The 18877-nt window shown below is 72.0% G+C and carries 13 protein-coding genes and 1 riboswitch; of the genes, 8 read left to right on the forward strand and 5 right to left on the reverse strand.

Annotation, left to right across the window (positions count from 1 at the left end):
• Window positions 1-39: 39 nt before the first annotated feature.
• The 3 genes from PVK37_RS09270 to PVK37_RS09280 form a co-directional block, all read right to left on the reverse strand.
• Window positions 40-1119 (reverse strand): hypothetical protein, encoded by a 1080-nt coding sequence (locus PVK37_RS09270; RefSeq protein ID WP_275033395.1) that lies wholly within the window; start codon window positions 1117-1119, stop codon window positions 40-42.
• Window positions 1113-1682 carry an SdpA family antimicrobial peptide system protein gene (locus tag PVK37_RS09275; protein WP_275033396.1) on the reverse strand — a complete coding sequence of 190 codons (570 nt, stop codon included), beginning with the start codon at window positions 1680-1682 and terminating at the stop codon, window positions 1113-1115. The genes PVK37_RS09270 and PVK37_RS09275 overlap by 7 nt, the downstream gene beginning before the upstream one ends.
• Before the next feature lie 62 nt (window positions 1683-1744).
• A complete protein-coding gene (locus PVK37_RS09280; protein WP_275033397.1) occupies window positions 1745-2419 on the reverse strand; it encodes a sporulation delaying protein family toxin in 675 nt (224 codons plus the stop codon).
• Window positions 2420-2560: 141 nt separating this feature from the next.
• Here PVK37_RS09280 and PVK37_RS09285 point away from each other — a divergent pair, with 141 nt between their 5' ends.
• Entirely contained in the window at window positions 2561-5389 is a 2829-nt protein-coding gene (locus PVK37_RS09285) for a helix-turn-helix transcriptional regulator (RefSeq protein ID WP_275033398.1), read from the forward strand.
• Window positions 5390-5420: 31 nt separating this feature from the next.
• On the opposite strand, the gene PVK37_RS09290 is transcribed toward PVK37_RS09285, so the two are convergent.
• Window positions 5421-6002: a dihydrofolate reductase family protein gene (locus PVK37_RS09290; RefSeq protein ID WP_275033399.1), complete on the reverse strand. Its 582-nt coding sequence runs from the start codon at window positions 6000-6002 to the stop codon at window positions 5421-5423.
• A 185-nt stretch (window positions 6003-6187) separates the two neighbouring features.
• The gene (locus PVK37_RS09295; RefSeq protein ID WP_423791065.1) at window positions 6188-7942 is read right to left on the reverse strand and encodes a family 43 glycosylhydrolase; all 1755 of its coding nucleotides are present in this window, start codon (window positions 7940-7942) and stop codon (window positions 6188-6190) included.
• A gap of 554 nt (window positions 7943-8496) precedes the next feature.
• Between PVK37_RS09295 and chvE the strand changes: the two genes are divergently transcribed.
• The 7 genes from chvE to PVK37_RS09330 all read left to right on the forward strand — a co-directional run bounded on the left by chvE (window position 8497) and on the right by PVK37_RS09330 (window position 18856).
• The gene (chvE, locus tag PVK37_RS09300; RefSeq protein ID WP_275033401.1) at window positions 8497-9639 is read left to right on the forward strand and encodes a multiple monosaccharide ABC transporter substrate-binding protein; all 1143 of its coding nucleotides are present in this window, start codon (window positions 8497-8499) and stop codon (window positions 9637-9639) included.
• 83 nt (window positions 9640-9722) lie between these two features.
• Entirely contained in the window at window positions 9723-11261 is a 1539-nt protein-coding gene (gene mmsA / locus PVK37_RS09305) for a multiple monosaccharide ABC transporter ATP-binding protein (protein WP_275033402.1), read from the forward strand.
• Window positions 11258-12508 carry a multiple monosaccharide ABC transporter permease gene (gene mmsB / locus PVK37_RS09310; protein ID WP_275033403.1) on the forward strand — a complete coding sequence of 417 codons (1251 nt, stop codon included), beginning with the start codon at window positions 11258-11260 and terminating at the stop codon, window positions 12506-12508. The genes mmsA and mmsB overlap by 4 nt, the downstream gene beginning before the upstream one ends.
• Before the next feature lie 119 nt (window positions 12509-12627).
• Window positions 12628-12846, forward strand: a riboswitch (cobalamin riboswitch).
• 135 nt (window positions 12847-12981) lie between these two features.
• Window positions 12982-15432, forward strand: a complete 2451-nt coding sequence (locus tag PVK37_RS09315; protein ID WP_275033404.1) for a ribonucleoside-diphosphate reductase subunit alpha — start codon at window positions 12982-12984, stop codon at window positions 15430-15432.
• Between the two features lie 29 nt (window positions 15433-15461).
• Window positions 15462-16457, forward strand: a complete 996-nt coding sequence (locus PVK37_RS09320; protein ID WP_275035052.1) for a ribonucleotide-diphosphate reductase subunit beta — start codon at window positions 15462-15464, stop codon at window positions 16455-16457.
• 90 nt (window positions 16458-16547) lie between these two features.
• The gene (locus tag PVK37_RS09325; protein ID WP_275033405.1) at window positions 16548-17585 is read left to right on the forward strand and encodes an enolase C-terminal domain-like protein; all 1038 of its coding nucleotides are present in this window, start codon (window positions 16548-16550) and stop codon (window positions 17583-17585) included.
• Entirely contained in the window at window positions 17582-18856 is a 1275-nt protein-coding gene (locus PVK37_RS09330; protein WP_275033406.1) for an MFS transporter, read from the forward strand. The genes PVK37_RS09325 and PVK37_RS09330 overlap by 4 nt, the downstream gene beginning before the upstream one ends.
• Window positions 18857-18877: the final 21 nt, after the last annotated feature.

The raw sequence follows: 18877 nt of genomic DNA on the forward strand, positions 1-18877 counted from the left end.
ACTCCTCATGGCACGTCAAGCCGCCCGGCCCGCTCCAGGTCAAGCCCGCCCAGCCGGTACCGCCACGCGGACCGGAGGTGGTGGTTCCACGGCGTCCCCGGCCGCGTTTCCGCCGCCGCCCCGGACGCGCCGCCGGTCGACCAGCTTCCGGACCGTCCGCCAGGTGTCGGGCAGGTGCGTGCCCATCGGTACGAGCAGCAGCAACTGCGCGGCGATCATGGTCAGCGAGAAGCTCCACAGCCCCATCAGCACCGCGATGCCGACGTGCAGCAGCACGCCGAACGGGAGCAGCCACCACCGGACGGCGGGACGCAGCAGCAGGCTGACGGCCAGGGAGAACTCGACGAACAGCGGGGTCCAGGTCAGCAGGGCGAGCGATACCGGCCGGTCCACCAGGGCGTCGGTCACCGGTTGCAGCCAGTCGGGCGCACCGAAGCTGTGATGGTTCAGCCAGTAGTACATCACCGTGCCGTCGGCCCATTCCGCCTTGCTGAACTTCGCCACCGACGCCTGGAAGTAGATGCCGGCGACCTGGATCCGGATGGCGACGAGCAGCACCACCGCCAGGGCGACCAGCACCGCACCCCGGCCGCCGACCACATCCCGTCGGCCGTTGCCGTCCCGGCCGTCCGTGTCTTCGCCGCGTGGGGCGCGGCCGTCCGGTGCGCGGACCACCCGGTCCGGCGACGGCGGGGGCAGCCAGTGCCAGCGGCGCGGATCGGCCAGCAGGACCGGTACCAGCAGCAGGGTGATCACCTGGTTGACCTGCTCACCGCCGTCCGGGATGGACACGCTGGTGCTCACGCTGAAGGCGATCCACCAGTGCGGCAGGGCGGTGAACCGGGGCCGCCAGCCGCTCGCCACCACCAGCAGCACCGCGACGCACGCCCACCGCACCAGGTCCGCGTGTTCCGGCCCGGCCAGGCAGAACGCGCCGATGCCGGCCGGCCCGGCGCAGTGCGGCCCCGCCCCCCGGCCGAGGATCGGCGTGAACAGCGTGTCGGCGTCACTGAACACCAGCGTCGCGGCGGTCGCGGTGGCGAGCAGCGTACGGGCCAGCCCCAGCCAGGACCCCCAGGGCACCGGAACGGAGATCCCGGACGGGCGACCGGTCAGCACGACACCTCCAGGCGGACGACGTGGGTGAACCGGACCTCGCCGGCGACCAGGTCCCGGTACGCCCACGGCACCGGTTCGGTACGGGCCAGCACGACCGGCCCGCACAGCGACGGGGTGTCGTCGCTGTTACGGACCGGAGCGGCCGGCGTCGGCACCGCCTCGGCCAGACAGGCTTCGGTGGGTTGCCGGCACGACCGCCAGGCCGACCCGGGCAGCCCGGAGACCAGCAGGGCCAGCTCGGTGGCCTGGGCGCGGGCCGACCGGTCGAGCCCGAACGCGTAACGGGGCTCGGCGTACGAGCCGGTGGTGACGTCGTCCAGCTGGCCGTCCGGCCGGACCGCGTGGACCACGAGGTCGGGGGAGCGCGGCGACTTGGTGAAGAACGCCCAGCCCTGCGGCAGCAGCGCCCGCAGCACCGGCGCGGCCTGCCGCTGGCCGGGCAGGGAGACCGCGTTGCCCGGCAGGAAGGTCTGGAGGTCGAACAGGGCGACCAGCGCCACCAGCAGACCGATCCAGAGCACCGGGCGGCGGGGTACGACCACCCGGTTCCGGTTGTCCGCCATGTCATCTCCTCACGGAAGGGGTGGTCCGGGCGGGCACGGGAACCCGCCCGGACCGCCCGGTTTCAGATGGTGCGCAGCTCGGTGGCGAACAGCGCCATGAGCCGTTCGGTCTCCAGGGTCCGGTAGCCCCCCGGGGGCTCCTCCGGCGTGTTGATCAGCGCCACCAGGACCAGCACGGCGGCGACCGCGACGAACACGGCCAGCGCCACCACGGCGGCCCCCACGTTCACCACCGTGGTGGCGGTGTGCACGGTGGCCGCCGTGTCCACCTCCTCCTCTTCCTCCCCGCTGAGGGTCATCGGCTGGTCCACCATCACCGCCCGCAACGCCGCGCCCGCGTCGTTGAGCGCCGCCTCGACCTGGTACGGGTCGCCGCTGCGCATCCGGGTGGAGAAGCTGGCGAGCATGCCCGGCCGGGCCGCCTCGGCCGCCCCGATCAGCCGGTTCACCCCCTCCACCGCCCTGGCGGACCGGTTCTTGCGCAGGTTCTCGGCGTCCATGAAGACGTACGGCAGCCGCTCCAGCTTGCGGCCCACCTCGCCCTGCATGAAGAAGACACCGCGTACCAGCGCCGCGCCGTCCGCCGTGGTGCCCACGGTCGACGTCGCCGCCACGGTGGCCGGGGCCCGGTCCTCGGCGGGTCGGGCGTTCGCCACGCCCTGCCCGCCGATCCCGGACACCACCAACGTCAGTACGAGCGCCGGCGTCATCAGCCGGCGCCATCCACGTCTGGGCAACTCAGGTCTCCTCAACTTCGCCTGTTGCCGGTGATCCCGCCGAGCGGCGGAACCGCGCACATGATCACCAGGCGGTACCGGCGGGAGCATTGGGGAAATCCCGTACTCGGATCACCCGTACGGGCCGCCTATCGTGGGTGGATGTCCATGTTGGTGGGACGGGACACGGAACTCTCCACGGTCCTCGCCGGTCTCGCCGCGCTCACGCCGAGGCGTCCGACCCTCGTCGAGATCACCGGCGACCCGGGTGCCGGGAAGACGGCTTTCCTGACCCGTCTGCTCCGGGAACTGCCGGACGGGTTCCACGCCGTCGCCGCCCACCGGTGGACGCCCACGGCGGTGGCCCGGCTCGGCCGCCTCAGCCGGATCCGCCCCGTCGTCGCCGTCCTCGACGACGCCCACCGGGCCGAACCGGCGGGGCTGGCCGCGTGGTGGCACCTCCTCGACGCGGCACCCGCCGGGCGGCTGGCGCTGGTCTGCGCGTACCGGCCCCGGCAGGCACCACCGGACCTGCTGCGCCCGGTGTCCGGCGGATGGACGCGACGGCTGTCCGTACCGCTGGGTGCGCTGTCCGCCCCGGCGGCGCAGGCCCTGCTCCCGCCGGAGCTGCCGGCGGCCCGGCGGACGCTGCTGGCCACCGTCGCCGGAGGGCTGCCGGGGCTGCTCGCCGTGTTGGCCGTACATCCGGAACTGGTCGATCCCGACGGCACCCTGGTGCTCGAACGGGTCGTGGAACTCGGCCCGTCCCGGCCGCTGGCCGGGCTGCTCGGGCCGGAGGCCGACCTCGCCGACCAGTCGACCCGCCGGGTCCTGCACGCCGTCGCCGTCCTCGGCGAACTGGCCGACCCGGGCGCGGTGGCGGAGGTCGGGCAGCAGCGGCGGGCCGTCGTCGTCGACGCGCTGGACCGGCTGGTCCGGCTGGACCTGCTCCGGTACCCGGCGGACGGCCACCTACCGCAGCCCCGGCACGCCCTGGTCCGGGCGGCCGCGTACCGGGACGCCCCCGCGCGCTGGCGCGCCGGAGCGCACCTGCGCGCCGAGGCGGCGCTGCGCCAGCGCGGTGCCGACCCGGCTACCCGGGGCTGGCACCTGCTGCGGGCCGGCCCGGCCGCGCCCCGGTTCGCCCGGCTCCACGAGGTGACCCGGGAACTGGTCGCGGTCGACCCGCCGCTGGCGGCCCGGCTCGGCGCTCTCGCGGTCACCCTGGCCCCGGCGGGCGATCCGGCCGCGCGGGCGGCCGCCCTGCTGGTCCAGGCGCGGGCGACGGCCGCGGCCGGTGACCTCACCCGCGCGCTCCGCCTCGCCCAGGCGTCCCTCGACACCGGGCCGGGCCCGGATGCGCGGCCCGGCTCCGACCCGGAGCGGTCCACACCGCCCGACGGTGCAGCGCGGCCCGGTCCGGACGCGCGGCCCGGTCCGGAGACGCGGTCCGGCCACGATGGGCGGCCCGGCTCCGATCCGGAGCACGGTCGGGAGACGCGGCTGGCCGCGGTCGTGCTGCGGGCCGAACTCGCGGGCCTGCTCGGTCACGGTGTGTCCGGCCTGGCCGTGCTGGCCCGCGAGCACGCCGGTACGGCAGCGCGGCAACGACCGCGACTCGCCGTGGCGCAGGGCCGGCTCGCCGCCCGGCACGGCCGGTGGGAGGAGCTGAACCGGCTGGTCCCCGAGGTCCGTGCGGCGACCGGAGCGGAGACGGACGCACCGTTGGCGGCGGTGGACGCGCCGATGGCGGCGGTCGCCCGCAGCACCCTCGCCGCCGGGGCCGCCGCGTACGGCCTGATCGAGGTCGCGGTGGACGAGGTACGGGCCGCCGAGGCACTCGTCGACGCCATGTCGGACCGGGACCTCGCCGGCTGCCTCGACGTCCCGGAATGGCTGGCCTGGGTGCAGGGCGTCGTCCTGCAGAAGGAGGAGGCGCTGCGCCACGTCACCCGGGCGGTCGGGTTGGCCCGGGAACACGGCCAGTTGCACGTGCTGCCCGGCCTCCTCGCCGGCCAGGCGCGGATCGCCGCCGGCAGCGGCCGACTGACCGAGGCGATCACGGCGGCGCTCGAGGCGGAACGAGTAGGTCGGTCGGTCGGCGCGCGGCAGGCGGTGGGTGTCGCCCTCACCTACCGGGCGATGGCGCTGCTCTGGCACGCCGGCCCGCACGCCGCCGCCCCGGTCGGTGCCGAGGCTGTCCGGGCCACCCGGGACGACCCGACGTTGCGGGACACGGCGGTGGCGGTGCTGTCCCACATCCGCTTCGCCCAGGGCCGGCACGCCGAGGCCCGCCAGTTGATCAGCACGCTGATCCGGCCCGGCCGGGGGCACCTGCACCAGCGGCACATCCAACCGAAGTGGCTCGCCGGGCACGCCGAGTTCCTGGTCGCCGGGGGCATGCTCGACGAGGCGTACGTCTGGTCGCAGCGGGCCGAGGCCGCCGCCGCCGACCTGGGCCTGCCGATCCGGCGGGCCGAGGCGCAGCTGGCGACCGCGCAGGTGCTGCTCGCCCGCCGGGACCCCGGCGGCGCGCTGGCCGCCGCCCAGAACTCCGTCCGGCTCTTCGCCGGCCAGCAGGCCGATCTGTGGCTCGGTGAGGCCCACCTCATGGCGGCCGGCTGCTTCGAGGCGCTGCGCGAACCCGGTCCCGCCCGGGACCACATCCACCTCGCCCGGGTGATCGCCGAACGGACGCCGTCCGCCTGGTTGCGGGAGCAGGTGGTGAACGCGCAGCGCCGGAACGGTGCCGGGCGGCGGCGGGTGGCGGTCGTCACCGGACACGACCTCACCCAGGCCGAGCGCAGGGTCGCCGTGCTGGTCGCCGAGGGCCTCACCAACCGGGCCGTCGCGGTGCGGCTCTACGTGACCGAAAGGACCGTCGAAGCCCATCTGACCAGGGTGTACCGCAAGCTCGGCGTCCGCTCCCGGGCCGCCCTCGCCGCCCTGCTGCGCGACGGGGGCGGCCCGTTGCCGTCGGGGGACTGGTGAGGCGGCCCGCCGCCGGTGGTGCGCCGGCTGGTCACTCCGCTGACGGCGGCGGCGCGTCGGTCGGGGCGTAGACGACCCGGATCACGCCGGTGGGGAAGGTCTGCGTGGACACCACCTTCATGTGCACCGGCGTGTCACCGTCCTCGAAGAGCTTGCGGCCCTTCCGCGCCGCCACCGGGTGTACCAGCAGCCGCAGCTCGTCGAGGAGCTGCGCGGCGAGCAGTTGCTGCACCACCGAGATCGAACCGGAGATCAGCACCCCCCGGACGCCGGGGTCGGCCTTGAGCGCGGTGACGCCCTCGACCAGGTCGTCCTTGAGCTGCTCCGAGTTGCGCCACGAGAACTTCTGCGGCTGGTGCGAGACGACCACCTTGCGCAGGTCCCCGAGCCGCTTGGCGAACGGCGCCTCGTCGCCGTCCTCGTGCTCCCGGTCCGGCCACGCGCTGGCCAGGCTGTCGTACGTCTCCCGGCCGACGAGCAGCACGTCGGCGCTGTCGTAGTCCTCGTCGACGGCGCGGCCCATGTTGTCGTCGAAGTAGGGGAAGTGCCACTCGGGGTCGACCTCGACCACCCCGTCGGCTGAGATGAACAGCGTCGAGATTACCTTTGCCATCGCGAAACCCCTGTCGAATCGGGTGGTTCAGGCGGACTGGTGCGTAACGCCCTGACCCTATCGTCGGTCGCGTCAACGGACATGGTGGACGACCCCGCTTGCGGCATGTGTCGGGATTTCCGGGTCGGGGGGACCGGGAACAGCTGCCGGTGCAACCGTTCCCGGTCACCCGGGAGAAGGCCCGCTCAGGCGCGGGACCACTGCATGCTGGTGGCGGAGCCGCAGGTGCGCTGCTCCAGGACCGCGCCCTGGGCGGTCGAGCCGCCGGCCACGTTGACGCACTTGTTGCTGTTGGCGTTGACCAGGTTGTAGTACCCGTCGCCGGTCGACCGCCAGGTGAAGAGCTGGTTGGCGCCACCGTGGCAGCTGTACTGGACGATGCCCGCGCCGTCGGCGGTCGACGCGTTCACCACGTCGGCGCACTTGCCGCTGTGCACGCTCTGGAGGGTCACGTTGCCGTTGCCGGCGTCGTTGAACCGCCACTGCTGCCAGGCGTTGCCGTTGCCGGGCCACTGGCCGAGCACGGCCAGGTCGTTCAGGTTGGGCGACTGCACGTCGACGACCTGGCCGCTGTTGCGGTTGGTGATGCGGTAGGACGTGGTGGGGTTGGTGCCGGAGGTGAACTGCCACCAGTCGAGGTTGAACAGCTCACCGCTGCCACCGGTGAACCGGAGGTACAGGTCGCGGGTGCCGGTCGCGCCGCTGACCGTACAGGAGGTGTTGGTCCAGGTCTGCCAGCCGCCGGTGCCGGCCACCCGGCAGCTGCCCACCAACGGTCCGGTGGCGCTGTCCAGTCGGAGTTCGATGGTGCCGCCGCTGGCGGCGGACGCGGTACGGGCGGTGAAGGAGGTGGCCCCGGTACCGAAGGCGACCCCCTTGACCTTGATGTAGTCGCCGTTGTTGATCCATCCGACGTTGAGGGTGCCGCCGCTGGCCGGTTCGGTCTCGATCCCGGAGCCCCAGGCGATCGTCTCCGCCTCCTGCCGGACGTACGGGTTCAGCGTGCCCACCTGCGGCACCCCGGCGGTGGTCATGTTCAGCACCGGGATGGTGCCGTCGCTGTTGTAGCTGAACTTCTCCACCGCGACCGAACGGGTGAAGCCGCCGCCGCCGGGCAGCGCGCCGTTGTGGTAGAAGAAGTACGACCCGCCGTTGAAGTCGATGATGCCGGGGTGGTTGGTGAAGCTGCTGCCCTGGCGGGGCATCACGGTGCCCCGGTAGGTCCACGGGCCGGTCGGGCCGGGGGCGGTGGAGTAGGCGATGAACTCGCTACAGCATTCCGCCGCGAAGACGTTGTAGTACAGGCCGTTGCGCTTGTAGACCCAGGGACCCTCCTCGTAGAGGGTGGGCCGGCTGGCGTTGCCGGTGCGGGTGCCGAACCCGGCGGTGGTCAGTGGGATCTGGGTCGGGCTGCCGGAGAACGAGATCATGTCCTGGTTGAGCCGGACGTACCAGAGGTTGGGGTTGCCCCAGTAGAGGTACGCCTGCCCGTTGTCGTCGATGAAGGCGTGCGGGTCGATCTCGCCGTTGCCGACCAGGGGCCGGCCGATCGCGTCCCGGAACGGACCGGTCGGGCTGTCGGCGACGCCGACGCCGATCACCATGCCACCGCCGCGCTGCTTGACCGGCACGTACCAGTAGAACTTGCCGTTGCGCGGGATGACGTGGCCGGCCCAGGCGTCCTTCTCCGCCCAGGCGAAGGTGCCGAGGTTCATCGGTACGCCGTGGTCGGTCCAGTTGACCATGTCGGCGGAGGAGAAGACCCGCCACTCCTTCATCGTGAAGTACGTGGATCCGTCCTCGTCGTGGCCGGTGTAGACGTAGACGCGGCCGTTGTGCACCATCGGCGCCGGGTCGGCGGTGTAGATGTGCTGCACGATCGGGTTGTCGGCGCGGGCCGGGCTGCCCGGTAGCAGGGTGGCGAGCAGGACCAGGCTCACGAGCCACGCCGCTGTGCGCCTGAGGCTGGCGGTGGTTCCGGGTGCGACCGTCACGATCGTCTCCTCCGGTGGTGGGGTGGGGTGGGGCGGTGTCGGGGGTGTGAGCGTTACCAGCAACCGGCTCCCGCTGCCGGGGTGGGCTCCTTCCGTCATCGGTACGGATCGGCCGGTCCCTGCTGACGCCACCACACTGTGAGCGATAACATAAGTGCTCGTCAAGATTCAAGGAGATGGATCAACTGGCGCGCCGCGGGCTGCGCTCCGGCCGGATCGGGGTCTCGGTGTCAGGGGCACTCGCGCTGCCGGATGCGGGTCTACGGCGTCCGGCTCGTCCGCTCGCTAAAAATTCGGAGAGGTCTATAGTTGCGATCTACGATGTGATCGATAACATCATGGTTCCGCTCCACCGCCAGGTGACCGCTCATCGCGCCTGCCCGCCCACACCACCACCGGCGGCGTCCCCGTCCCGGGACGGACCGGCCCCGAGGTGTTCGCGGACACTCGCCGTGTCGGCGTTCGGGTGTCGGTGGAGCCCCGGAGGAGAGGGGAAGCCCGTGCGCAGACGAATCCTGGCCGCTCTCGGCGGAGTGGCGCTCGCGGTCAGCATGGCGGCCTGTAGCGGCGACGGTGCCGGCGGCGGCGGGGACACCGGCGGAAAGCAGCCCGGCGACCTGACGATCGGGGTGTCGATGCCCACCCAGACCTCGGAACGGTGGATCGCCGACGGCAACTCGGTGAAGGAGAAACTGTCGGCCAAGGGGTACAAGGTCGACCTCCAGTACGCCGGGGACGACATCCCGACCCAGTCACAGCAGATCGACCAGATGATCACGCAGGGCGCGGACGTGCTGATCGTCGCGGCGATCGACGGCACCGCGCTCAGCGGCCAGCTCCAGGCGGCGGCGGACGCGAAGATCCCGGTCATCGCGTACGACCGGCTCGTCCGGAACAGCCCGAACGTCGACTTCTACGTCAGCTTCGACAACTACAAGGTCGGCGTGGCGCAGGCCAACGCGCTGCTGGTCGGCCTCGGCCTCCAGACGAAGGACGGCGCGAAGGGCAACGCATCCGGACCGTTCACCGTGGAACTCTTCGCCGGCTCGCTGGACGACAACAACGCGCACTTCTTCTACAGCGGCGCCATGGACACTCTGAAACCGTTCATCGACGCCGGCACCCTGAAGGTGAAGTCCGGCCAGACGAAGATCGAGCAGATCGCCATCCTGCGCTGGCAGCAGGAGGCCGCGCAGAGGCGGATGGAGGATCTGCTCACCTCCAGCTACGCCGACGGCAGCAAGGTCGACGGCGTGCTCTCGCCGTACGACGGGATCTCGCGGGGCATCATCACCGCGCTGCAGAACGCCGGCTACGGCGCGGCGGCCAAGCCCATGCCGGTGGTGACCGGCCAGGACGCCGAGATCGCGTCGGTGAAGCTGATCAACGACGGTGTCCAGGGCTCCACCGTCTTCAAGGACACCCGACTGCTGGCCGAGCAGGCGGTGGCCGCCGCCGAGGCGTTCCTTCAGGAGAAGAAGCCCGAGGCGAACGACACCACCACGTACGACAACGGGGTCAAGGTCGTGCCGTCGTACCTGCTGCCGGTGCAGACCGTCTACAAGGACGACATCAAGCCGGTGCTGGTCGACTCGGGGTACTGGACGGCCGAAGAGGTCGCCGCCGGGCAGGCGAAGGGCTGACCCGCTCCGGACCCGGTGGTGCGACCGCACCACCGGGCCGGGCCGGTTGCGGGGTACCACGGCGACGAGGGGGGACGGTTCCGATGGGCGACGACATCCTCGAGATGCGCGGCATCACCAAGACCTTCCCGGGCGTGACGGCACTCCAGGACGTCTCGCTCCGGGTGCGACGAGGGGAGATCCACGCGGTCTGCGGCGAGAACGGCGCCGGCAAGTCCACCCTGATGAAGGTGCTGTCCGGGGTGTACCCGGCCGGCAGCTACCAGGGCGAGGTCGTCCTCGACGGCGAGCCGGTGCACTTCCGGGACATCCGCGACAGCGAGGCGCACGGGGTGGTCATCATCCACCAGGAGCTGGCGCTGGTGCCGTACCTGTCGATCGCCGAGAACATCTTCCTCGGCAACGAGCGGCGCGGACGCGGCGGGCTGATCGACTGGAACCGCACCAACGCCGAGGCCGCCCGGCTGCTCGCCTCGGTCGGGCTCGCCGAGAACCCGGTCACCCCGGTCGTCGAACTGGGGGTGGGCAAGCAGCAGCTGGTGGAGATCGCCAAGGCGTTGTCGAAGAAGGTCCGGCTGCTGATCCTGGACGAGCCGACGGCCGCGCTCAACGACACCGACTCGGCGCACCTGCTGGACCTGCTGCGCCGGCTCCGGGACCAGGGGATCACCTGCATCATGATCTCCCACAAGCTCGGTGAGATCACCGCGGTCGCCGACTCGACCACCGTCATCCGGGACGGCCGGACGGTCGAGACCCTCGACATGAGGGCCGAGCCGGTCACCCAGGAGCGGATCATCCGCGGCATGGTCGGCCGGGACCTGGCCGCCCTCTACCCGCAGCGGCGGTCGTCGCCGGGGCCGGAGGTGTTCCGCATCGAGGACTGGTCGGTGCGGCACCCGACGCAGGACCGGCTGGTGGTCGACCGGGCCTCGCTCGACGTCCGGGCCGGGGAGGTCGTCGGGATCGCCGGGTTGATGGGCGCCGGGCGTACCGAGCTGGCGATGAGCGTGTTCGGCCGCTCGTACGGCCGGGACGTCACCGGTCGGCTGTTCGTGCACGGCCGCCAGGTGCGGGCCCGTACGGTCGCCGAGGCGATCCGGCACGGCATCGCCTACGCCACCGAGGACCGGAAACGGTACGGCCTCAACCTGATCGACGACGTGCGCGGCAACATCTCGGCCGCCGCCCTGGGCAAGCTGGCCCGCCTCGGCTGGGTGAACGGCAACGAGGAGATCAGGGTGGCCGAGCAGGGCCGCCGCGAGATGAACATCAGGACCCCGAGCGTCATGTCGGTGGTCGGCAAGCTCTCCGGCGGCAACCAGCAGAAGGTCGTGCTGTCGAAGTGGCTGTTCACCGACCCGGACGTGCTGATCCTGGACGAGCCCACCCGGGGCATCGACGTGGGCGCGAAGTACGAGATCTACACGATCGTCAACCGGCTGGTCGCCGACGGCAAGGCCGTCGTCATCATCTCCTCCGAGCTGCCCGAACTGCTCGGCATGTGCGACCGGATCTACGCCCTCGCCGCCGGCCGGATCACCGGCGTGCTGCCGGTGGGGGAGGCCACCCAGGAGAAGCTCATGGAACTCATGACGAAGGACAGGGATCTCGTCGGATGACCACCACGAAGCGTTCCAGCACCCCGGCGACCGGGTCGTCCGGCGGGGCCTCCGCCGCCGCCCTGCACGCCGGCACCAGCGATCCCCGGACGCTGATCCTCGGCAACCTGCGGCAGAGCGGCATCTACATCGCCCTCGTCGTGATCGTCGGCCTGTTCGCCGTGCTCACCGACGGTGTCTCGTTGAGTCCGGGCAACATCACCAACATCGTCCTCCAGTACTCGTACATCCTGGTGCTGGCGATCGGCATGGTCATCCTGATCATCGGCGGCCACATCGACCTGTCGGTGGGGTCGGTGGTCGCGCTCACCGGCGCGGTCTCCGCGGTGCTGGTGATCCGCGAGGGCCACCCGTGGTGGATCGGTGTGCTGGCCGCGCTCGCGGTGGGCGTCGCGGTGGGCGCGTGGCACGGCTTCTGGGTCGCGTACGCCGGCATCCCGGCCTTCATCGTCACCCTGGCCGGCATGCTGCTGTTCCGCGGTCTCACCCTGCGGGTGCTGGACAACATCTCGCTGTCGCCGTTCCCCGCCGAGTACCAGCAGGTCGCCGCCGGCTTCCTCAACGGCCTCTTCGGTGGCCAGGGCTTCGACGCGTTCACCCTCTTCATCGGGGCGTTCGCGGTGGCCGGGTACGCGGTGGCCGTCTTCCGGACCCGGGTGGCCCGGATCCGGTACGAGCAGAAGGTGGAGTCGTTCCCGCTGTTCGTGGCGCGGGTGGTGCTGGTCGGTGCGGTGGTGATGGCCTTCGCCTGGCAGCTGGCCCACGCCCGGGGCCTGCCGATCGTGCTGATCGTGCTGGCGGTGCTGGTGCTGGTCTACGGCCTGCTCACCCGCCGTACCGTGTTCGGTCGGCAGGTGTACGCGATCGGTGGCAACCTGCCGGCGGCGATGCTGTCCGGGGTGCGGGTGCGTACCGTCAATTTCTGGGTGTTCGTGAACATGGGCTTCCTGTCCGCCGTGGCGGGCGTCATCTACTCGTCCCGGTCCAACGGGGCCCAGCCGGCGGCCGGCAACATGTTCGAGCTGGACGCCATCGCGGCGGCCTTCATCGGCGGGGCGGCGGTCACCGGCGGGGTCGGCACCGTGGTCGGCGCGATGGTCGGCGGGCTGATCATGGCGGTGATGAGCAACGGCATGCAGCTCATGGGGGTCGACCAGTCCGTGCAGTCGGTGGTGAAGGGCCTGGTACTGCTCGTCGCCGTCGCCTTCGACGTCTGGAACAAGCGGCGCGCGGCGGGTGCCCGCTGACCCGGTACGGAGCACGGGGCGGCGCGCATCGTACGTGCCGTCGTCCCGGCGGGCAAGATCACGAAGGCGACACGCCGAGGGCGACATATGGTGTTGCTTGTCGTCCGGCCACACCAGATATAGTGCTGCCCGTAGCTGGTTCGGGTGCTCCCTGACGGGGGTGGCCGAGGCAAGAGGGAACCCGGTGCGAATCCGGGGCTGCCCCGCAGCGGTGAGTGGGAACGACCGCCGTCACACAGCACTGGGCCGTCCGGCCCGGGAAGCGACGGCCAGTAGGCGACCGGGACTGTCCGGTCCGGCCCGCGAGTCCGAAGACCTGCCAGCACGCCGTGCGCGGCAGCGTACGGCGGTCGGAGGCCGCGCGGGACGGCCGACGCCATCGGTCGGCCGGCGACGGCCGGCCCGCCCTCCGGCGACCAGTGGCGTCCCCCCACGCGTGTACCCGGCCTCGTGGACAGGCTGAGGAGGGGGACATGACGGTGATGCGGGTGCGCAAGCGCAACGGCGACACCGAACCGGTGGACGTCAACAAGATCGTCAGGGCGGTCGAGCGGTGGGTCGCCGACCTGGACGAGGTGGACCCGCTGCGGGTCGCCACGAAGACGATCAGCGGCCTGTACGACGGGGCGACCACCGGGGAACTGGACCGGTTGTCGATCCAGACGGCGGCCGAGCTGATCGGCGAGGAGCCGCAGTACTCGAAGCTGGCGGCGCGGCTGCTGGCCGCGTACGTGGACGCCGAGGTCCGGGGGCAGGAGGTGACCAGCTTCAGCCAGTCCATCCGGTACGCGCACGGCCTCGGACTGATCGGCGACGGGACGGCCGCCTTCGTGGCCGACCACGCGGCGCAGCTCGACGCCGCCGTGGACCCCGCCGGTGACCTGCGGTTCGAGTACTTCGGACTGCGGACGGTCGCGGACCGGTACCTGCTGCGGCACCCGGAGTCGCGGCAGGTGGTGGAGACGCCGCAGTACTGGCTGCTGCGGGTGGCCTGCGGGCTCTCCCGCACCCCGGACGAGGCGGTCGGCTTCTACCGGCTGATGTCCAGCCTGGCGTACCTGCCGAGTTCGCCGACGCTGTTCAACTCCGGCACCCGGCACACCCAGATGTCGTCGTGTTTCCTGGTCGACTCGCCCCGTGACGAACTCGATTCGATCTACGAGCGGTACCACCAGGTGGCGAAGCTGTCGAAGTTCTCCGGCGGCATCGGCATCGCCTGGTCCCGGGTACGCGGCCGGGGCGCGCTGATCCGGGGCACCAACGGCCGGTCGAACGGCATCGTGCCGTTCCTGAAGACCCTCGACGCCGGGGTGGCGGCGGTCAACCAGGGCGGCCGGCGCAAGGGCGCGGCCTGCGTCTACCTGGAGCCGTGGCACCCGGACATCGAGGAGTTCCTGGAGCTGCGGGACAACACCGGCGAGGACGCCCGGCGTACCCACAACCTGAACCTCGCCAACTGGATCCCGGACGAGTTCATGCGCCGGGTCGAGGCGGACGCCGACTGGTCGCTGATCGACCCGTCCGACGCCCCCGAACTGCCCGACCTGTACGGCGAGGCGTTCGACGAGGCGTACCGGGCGGCCGAGAAGAAGGCCGTCCGCACGGTCAAGGCCCGTGACCTGTACGGGCGGATGATGCGGACGCTCGCGCAGACCGGCAACGGGTGGATGACCTTCAAGGACGCCTCCAACCGGCTCTCCAACCAGACCGGGACGCCCGGCAACACCATCCACCTGTCGAACCTGTGCACCGAGATCCTGGAGGTGAACAGCGACACCGAGACCGCCGTGTGCAACCTCGGCTCGGTCAACCTCGGCGCGCACGTCGGCCCGGACGGCGTCGACTGGGCGAAGCTGCGCGCCACGGTCCGCACGGCGGTGGTGTTCCTCGACCGGGTGATCGACATCAACTACTACCCGGCCGAGCAGGCGGCGGCGTCGAACCCCCGGTGGCGGCCGGTCGGGCTCGGGCTGATGGGGTTGCAGGACGCCTTCTTCACGCTGCGCCTACCGTTCGACTCGGCGGCGGCGAAGGAGCTGTCGACCCGGGTGCAGGAGGAGATCCTGCTGACCGCCCTGGAGACCTCCGCCGGGCTCGCCGAACGGTTCGGCCCGCATCCGGCGTACCCGCAGACCCGGGCCGCGCACGGCGACCTGCACCCGGACCTGTGGGGGGCCGAACCCACCCAGACCGGGCGGTGGACGGCGCTGCGGGCCCGGATCGCCGCGCACGGGCTGCGCAACTCGCTGCTGGTGGCGATCGCCCCGACGGCCACCATCGCCTCGATCGCCGGCTGCTACGAGTGCATCGAGCCGCAGGTGTCCAACCTGTTCAAGCGGGAGACCATGTCCGGCGAGTTCCTCCAGGTCAACACGTACCTGGTGGACGAGCTGAAGGCGCGCGGACTGTGGACGGCGGCGGTCCGGGAGCGGATCCGTGGCGCCGAGGGGTCGGTGCAGGGGCTCACCGAGCTGCCCGCCGAGGTGCGGGAGCTGTTCCGGACCGCCTGGGAGCTGCCGCAGCGGGCGCTGATCGACCTGGCCGCCGCCCGCGCGCCGTACGTCGACCAGTCGCAGTCGCTGAACCTGTTCCTGGCCGCGCCCACCATCGGCAAGCTGTCCTCGATGTACCGCTACGCCTGGCAGTCCGGGCTGAAGACCACCTACTACCTGCGGTCGCGTCCCGCGACGCGCATCCAGCAGGCCACCGTCGCCGTCGGCCCCGCGACGGCCGGCACCGGTACGTCGGCCGTCGGCCCGCTTGTCGGCGGTACGTCGGCGGTCGGGCCGCTCGCCACCGGTACGCCGACCGTCGGGTCGCTCGTCGGGGTCGTACCGGCGGTCGGGCCGATCGGTGCGGCGCTGGACGCCGAGGCGCTGGCCTGCTCCCTGGAGAACCCCGAGACCTGCGAGGCGTGCCAGTGACCACCACCACCGACCGGGCCGTCCAGCCGATGCTGCTCGACCCCGGCATGGACCTGACCCTGCGCCCGATGCGCTACCCGCACTTCTTCGACCGGTTCAAGGACGCCATCCGGAACACCTGGACCGTGGAGGAGGTCGACCTGCACGGCGACCTCGCCGACCTGGCCCGGCTCTCGCCGGCCGAGCGGCACCTGGTGTCCCGGCTGGTCGCGTTCTTCGCCACCGGCGACACCATCGTCGCCAACAACCTGGTGCTCAACCTGTACCAGCACGTCAACTCCCCGGAGGGCCGGCTCTACCTGTCCCGGCAGCTGTTCGAGGAGGCCGTGCACGTCCAGTTCTACCTGAACCTGCTGGACACCTACGTGCCCGACGAGCGGGAACGCTTCGCCGCGTTCGCCGCGATCGAGAACATCCCGTCCATCCGCGGCAAGGCCGAGTTCTGCTTCCGCTGGATCGACTCCGTGTACGAGCTGCGCGAGCTGCGGACCCGGGCGGACCGGCGGGCGTTCCTGCTCAACCTGATCTGCTTCGCCGCGTGCATCGAGGGCCTGTTCTTCTACGGGGCCTTCGCCTACGTCTACTTCCTGCGTTCCCGGGGGCTGCTGAACGGGCTCGCCTCCGGCACCAACTGGGTGTTCCGCGACGAGTCCATGCACATGGCGTTCGCCTTCGACGTGGTGGACACGGTACGGCGGGAGGAGCCGGACCTCTTCGACGACGAGATGGTCCGCCAGGTACGCGAGATGCTCGCCGAGGCGGTCGAGTGCGAGGCCCAGTTCGCCGAGGACCTGCTCGGCGGGGGCGTACCCGGCCTGGCGCTGGCCGACATGCGCCGGTACCTGGAGCACGTGGCCGACCGTCGGCTCGCCCAGCTGGGCATCGCCCCGCTGTACGGCGCGACGAACCCGTTCGCCTTCATGGAACTCCAGGACGTGCAGGAGCTGTCCAACTTCTTCGAACGGCGGGTGTCGGCGTACCAGGTCGGCGTCACCGGCCGCGTCACCTTCGACGACGACTTCTGACGGGTACGCGGGCGCGGCCGGCCGGTCACCCGTACCGGCCGGCCGCGCCGGGCCTGCCGTAAGTAGGGTCGCCGTGACATTCTGTCTTGTGTGGAGGTTCGTGTCGGTCGGCTGACCCTGCGGCTGCGTACGCTTTTCCGGAGTTCGGGGTTCGCCTACGACTCGACGGACACCTGCGTCGCGACCATCGTCCACGACGGCGTCACCGGCCACGGGGAGGGCACCCCGGCCTGGGCGCACGGGGAGACCGTCGAGGACGTGATCGCGGCGGTCGCCGGGCAGGGCGGCAGCGTCCTCGGCACCGACCTGTCCGACCCCGACCGGGTCCTCGACCGGATCGCCGACTGGCCGGCGCCGATCGGTGCCCGGATGGCGTTGGACGGCGCGGTGCACGACTGGCTCGGCCGGTCCGCCGGCCTACCGACCTGGCAGCTGCTGGGGCTGCCGCGCACCCTCGCCCGGCAGACCGGGTACACGATCGGGATCGGCAGCCTGGCGGAGACCCTGACGGCGGCGGCGGACGCCCCCGAGGTGGGCGCGTTCAAGATGAAGGTACGCGGCGCGGAGGACCTCGACCGGCTGGTCGCGGTCCGGAACGCGACCGGCCTGCCGCTCCGGATCGACGCCAACGAGGCGTGGGACCTCGCGACCGCCCGCGAGCTGACCCCACGCCTGCGCGACCTCGACGTCCAGCTCATCGAGCAACCGTTCCCCCGGGACGCGCCCGACGCCTACCGCCGCTACCGCGAACTACCGGGCCGGCTGCCGGTCTTTCTCGACGAGGGCTGCACCGACGTGCCCAGCGTCCACGCCGCAGCCGGGCTCGCCGACGGCGTGGTGGTCAAGTTGGCCAAGTCGGGCGGCGTCCGGGCCACCCGCCGGGTGATGGAGGCCGCCCGGCGGCTCGGCCTTTCGGTGATGCTGAGCTGCAACACCGAGTCGGAGCTGGCGCTCAGCCAGGCGGCGCTGCTGGCCCCGCTCGCCGACCGGATCGACCTCGACAGCCAGTTCCTGCTGCGCGACCCGCCCTTCCGGGGGCTGGGGCTCGACCGGGGCCGGATCGTGCTCGGGGACGCCCCCGGCCTGGGGGTCACACCCAGCGGCGGTCACCCGGTGGGGCAGCCGTGAGCCCGGCGGTGGCGGAGCCACCGCGCCGGACCCGCCGGGCCCCGGGCCGGTACGCCCGCTCCCTCACCGGTGCGCAGCTCGTGGTGCTGGTGGGTGGCTTCCTGGTCAACGTCGGTTCCTTCTCGGTCTATCCGTACCTGGCGGTGCTGCTGCGCGACCGGACGGGCGCGGGAATGGCGCAGGTCGGCCTGGTCCTCGGGGCGGCGACGCTGGTGCAGTTCGCGAGCGCACCGGTCACCGCGGCGGTGGCCGAGCGGGTGGGGCTGCAACGGTCCCTGGTCGCCGCCCTGGTCCTGTACAGCCTGGGTGGCGCTGCCTTCCTCACCGGCCGGGAGAGCCCGGCACTCACCATCGCCGGTCTGTTCCTCATCTCCGGCGGCGGGTCGCTGTACTCGCCGGCGTACCGCAGCTACCTGGTGCACGGGACGGACGGCGAGCAGCGCGCCCGGCTGGTGTCGGCCGGCAACGCCGCCGGCAACCTCGGCATCGCCGTCGGGCCGGTGGTGGGTGCCCTGCTGCTCGTACGTCCGGGCGTGATGTTCGCCGTCGTGACGGCGGTCTACACGAGCCTGGCGGTCGGGCACGTCTTCCTGCGCCGGGAGCAGCGCACCGGGGACGCCCCACCGGTGGAACCGTTCCGGCGGATGCTGCACGGTGCGGCGCTGCTGCCCTTCGTCGTCACCGCCGTCACCTTCTACGTGCACATGCAGTTCTACCAGTACCTTTCCAGCTACGCGCAGGGCCGCGTGCCGACCCTGCTCTTCGGCGTCGCCATGATGGGGTACTCGCTCGGGCTGGCGGTCGGGCAGCCGCTGGCGGCGCGACGGGTGGAGCGGACGAGCTATCCGGCGGCGATGGCCGTCGGGTTCGGCTGCCTGGCGGCGGGGATGGTCGCGTTCGCGGCCGGGACCGGGCCCATGGTGGTGGTCGGGGTGGCCGCGATCAGCGCCGGCAGCGCGGTGCTGTTCCTCAAGAACGACCTGGCGGCGCTGGCGGGGTCGAGGCGGTCCGCGACCGTGGTGTTCGGCCAGCAGCGGCTGGCGGTCGGAATCGGCGCCTGCCTCAGCGGCGTGCTCGGCGGCCGGGTGTACGGGCTGTTCGAGCAGGGTGGACAGCTGCCCGCGTTCTGGCTGGTGGTGGCCGCCCAGTGCGTCCTGCTTCCGGTGCTCGTGCTGGCGGTGGCGCGACGGTCGTACCGGCGTCGGGCCGCCGGCCCGGGTCACCGGCCGGCCGCACCCGCTGACCCTGCCGCCCCGTCCGAGGCGCGGTGACCCCGTCCCCGGCCCGGCCGC

It is taken from the genome of Micromonospora cathayae, from assembly GCF_028993575.1.
Lineage (GTDB): Bacteria > Actinomycetota > Actinomycetes > Mycobacteriales > Micromonosporaceae > Micromonospora > Micromonospora cathayae.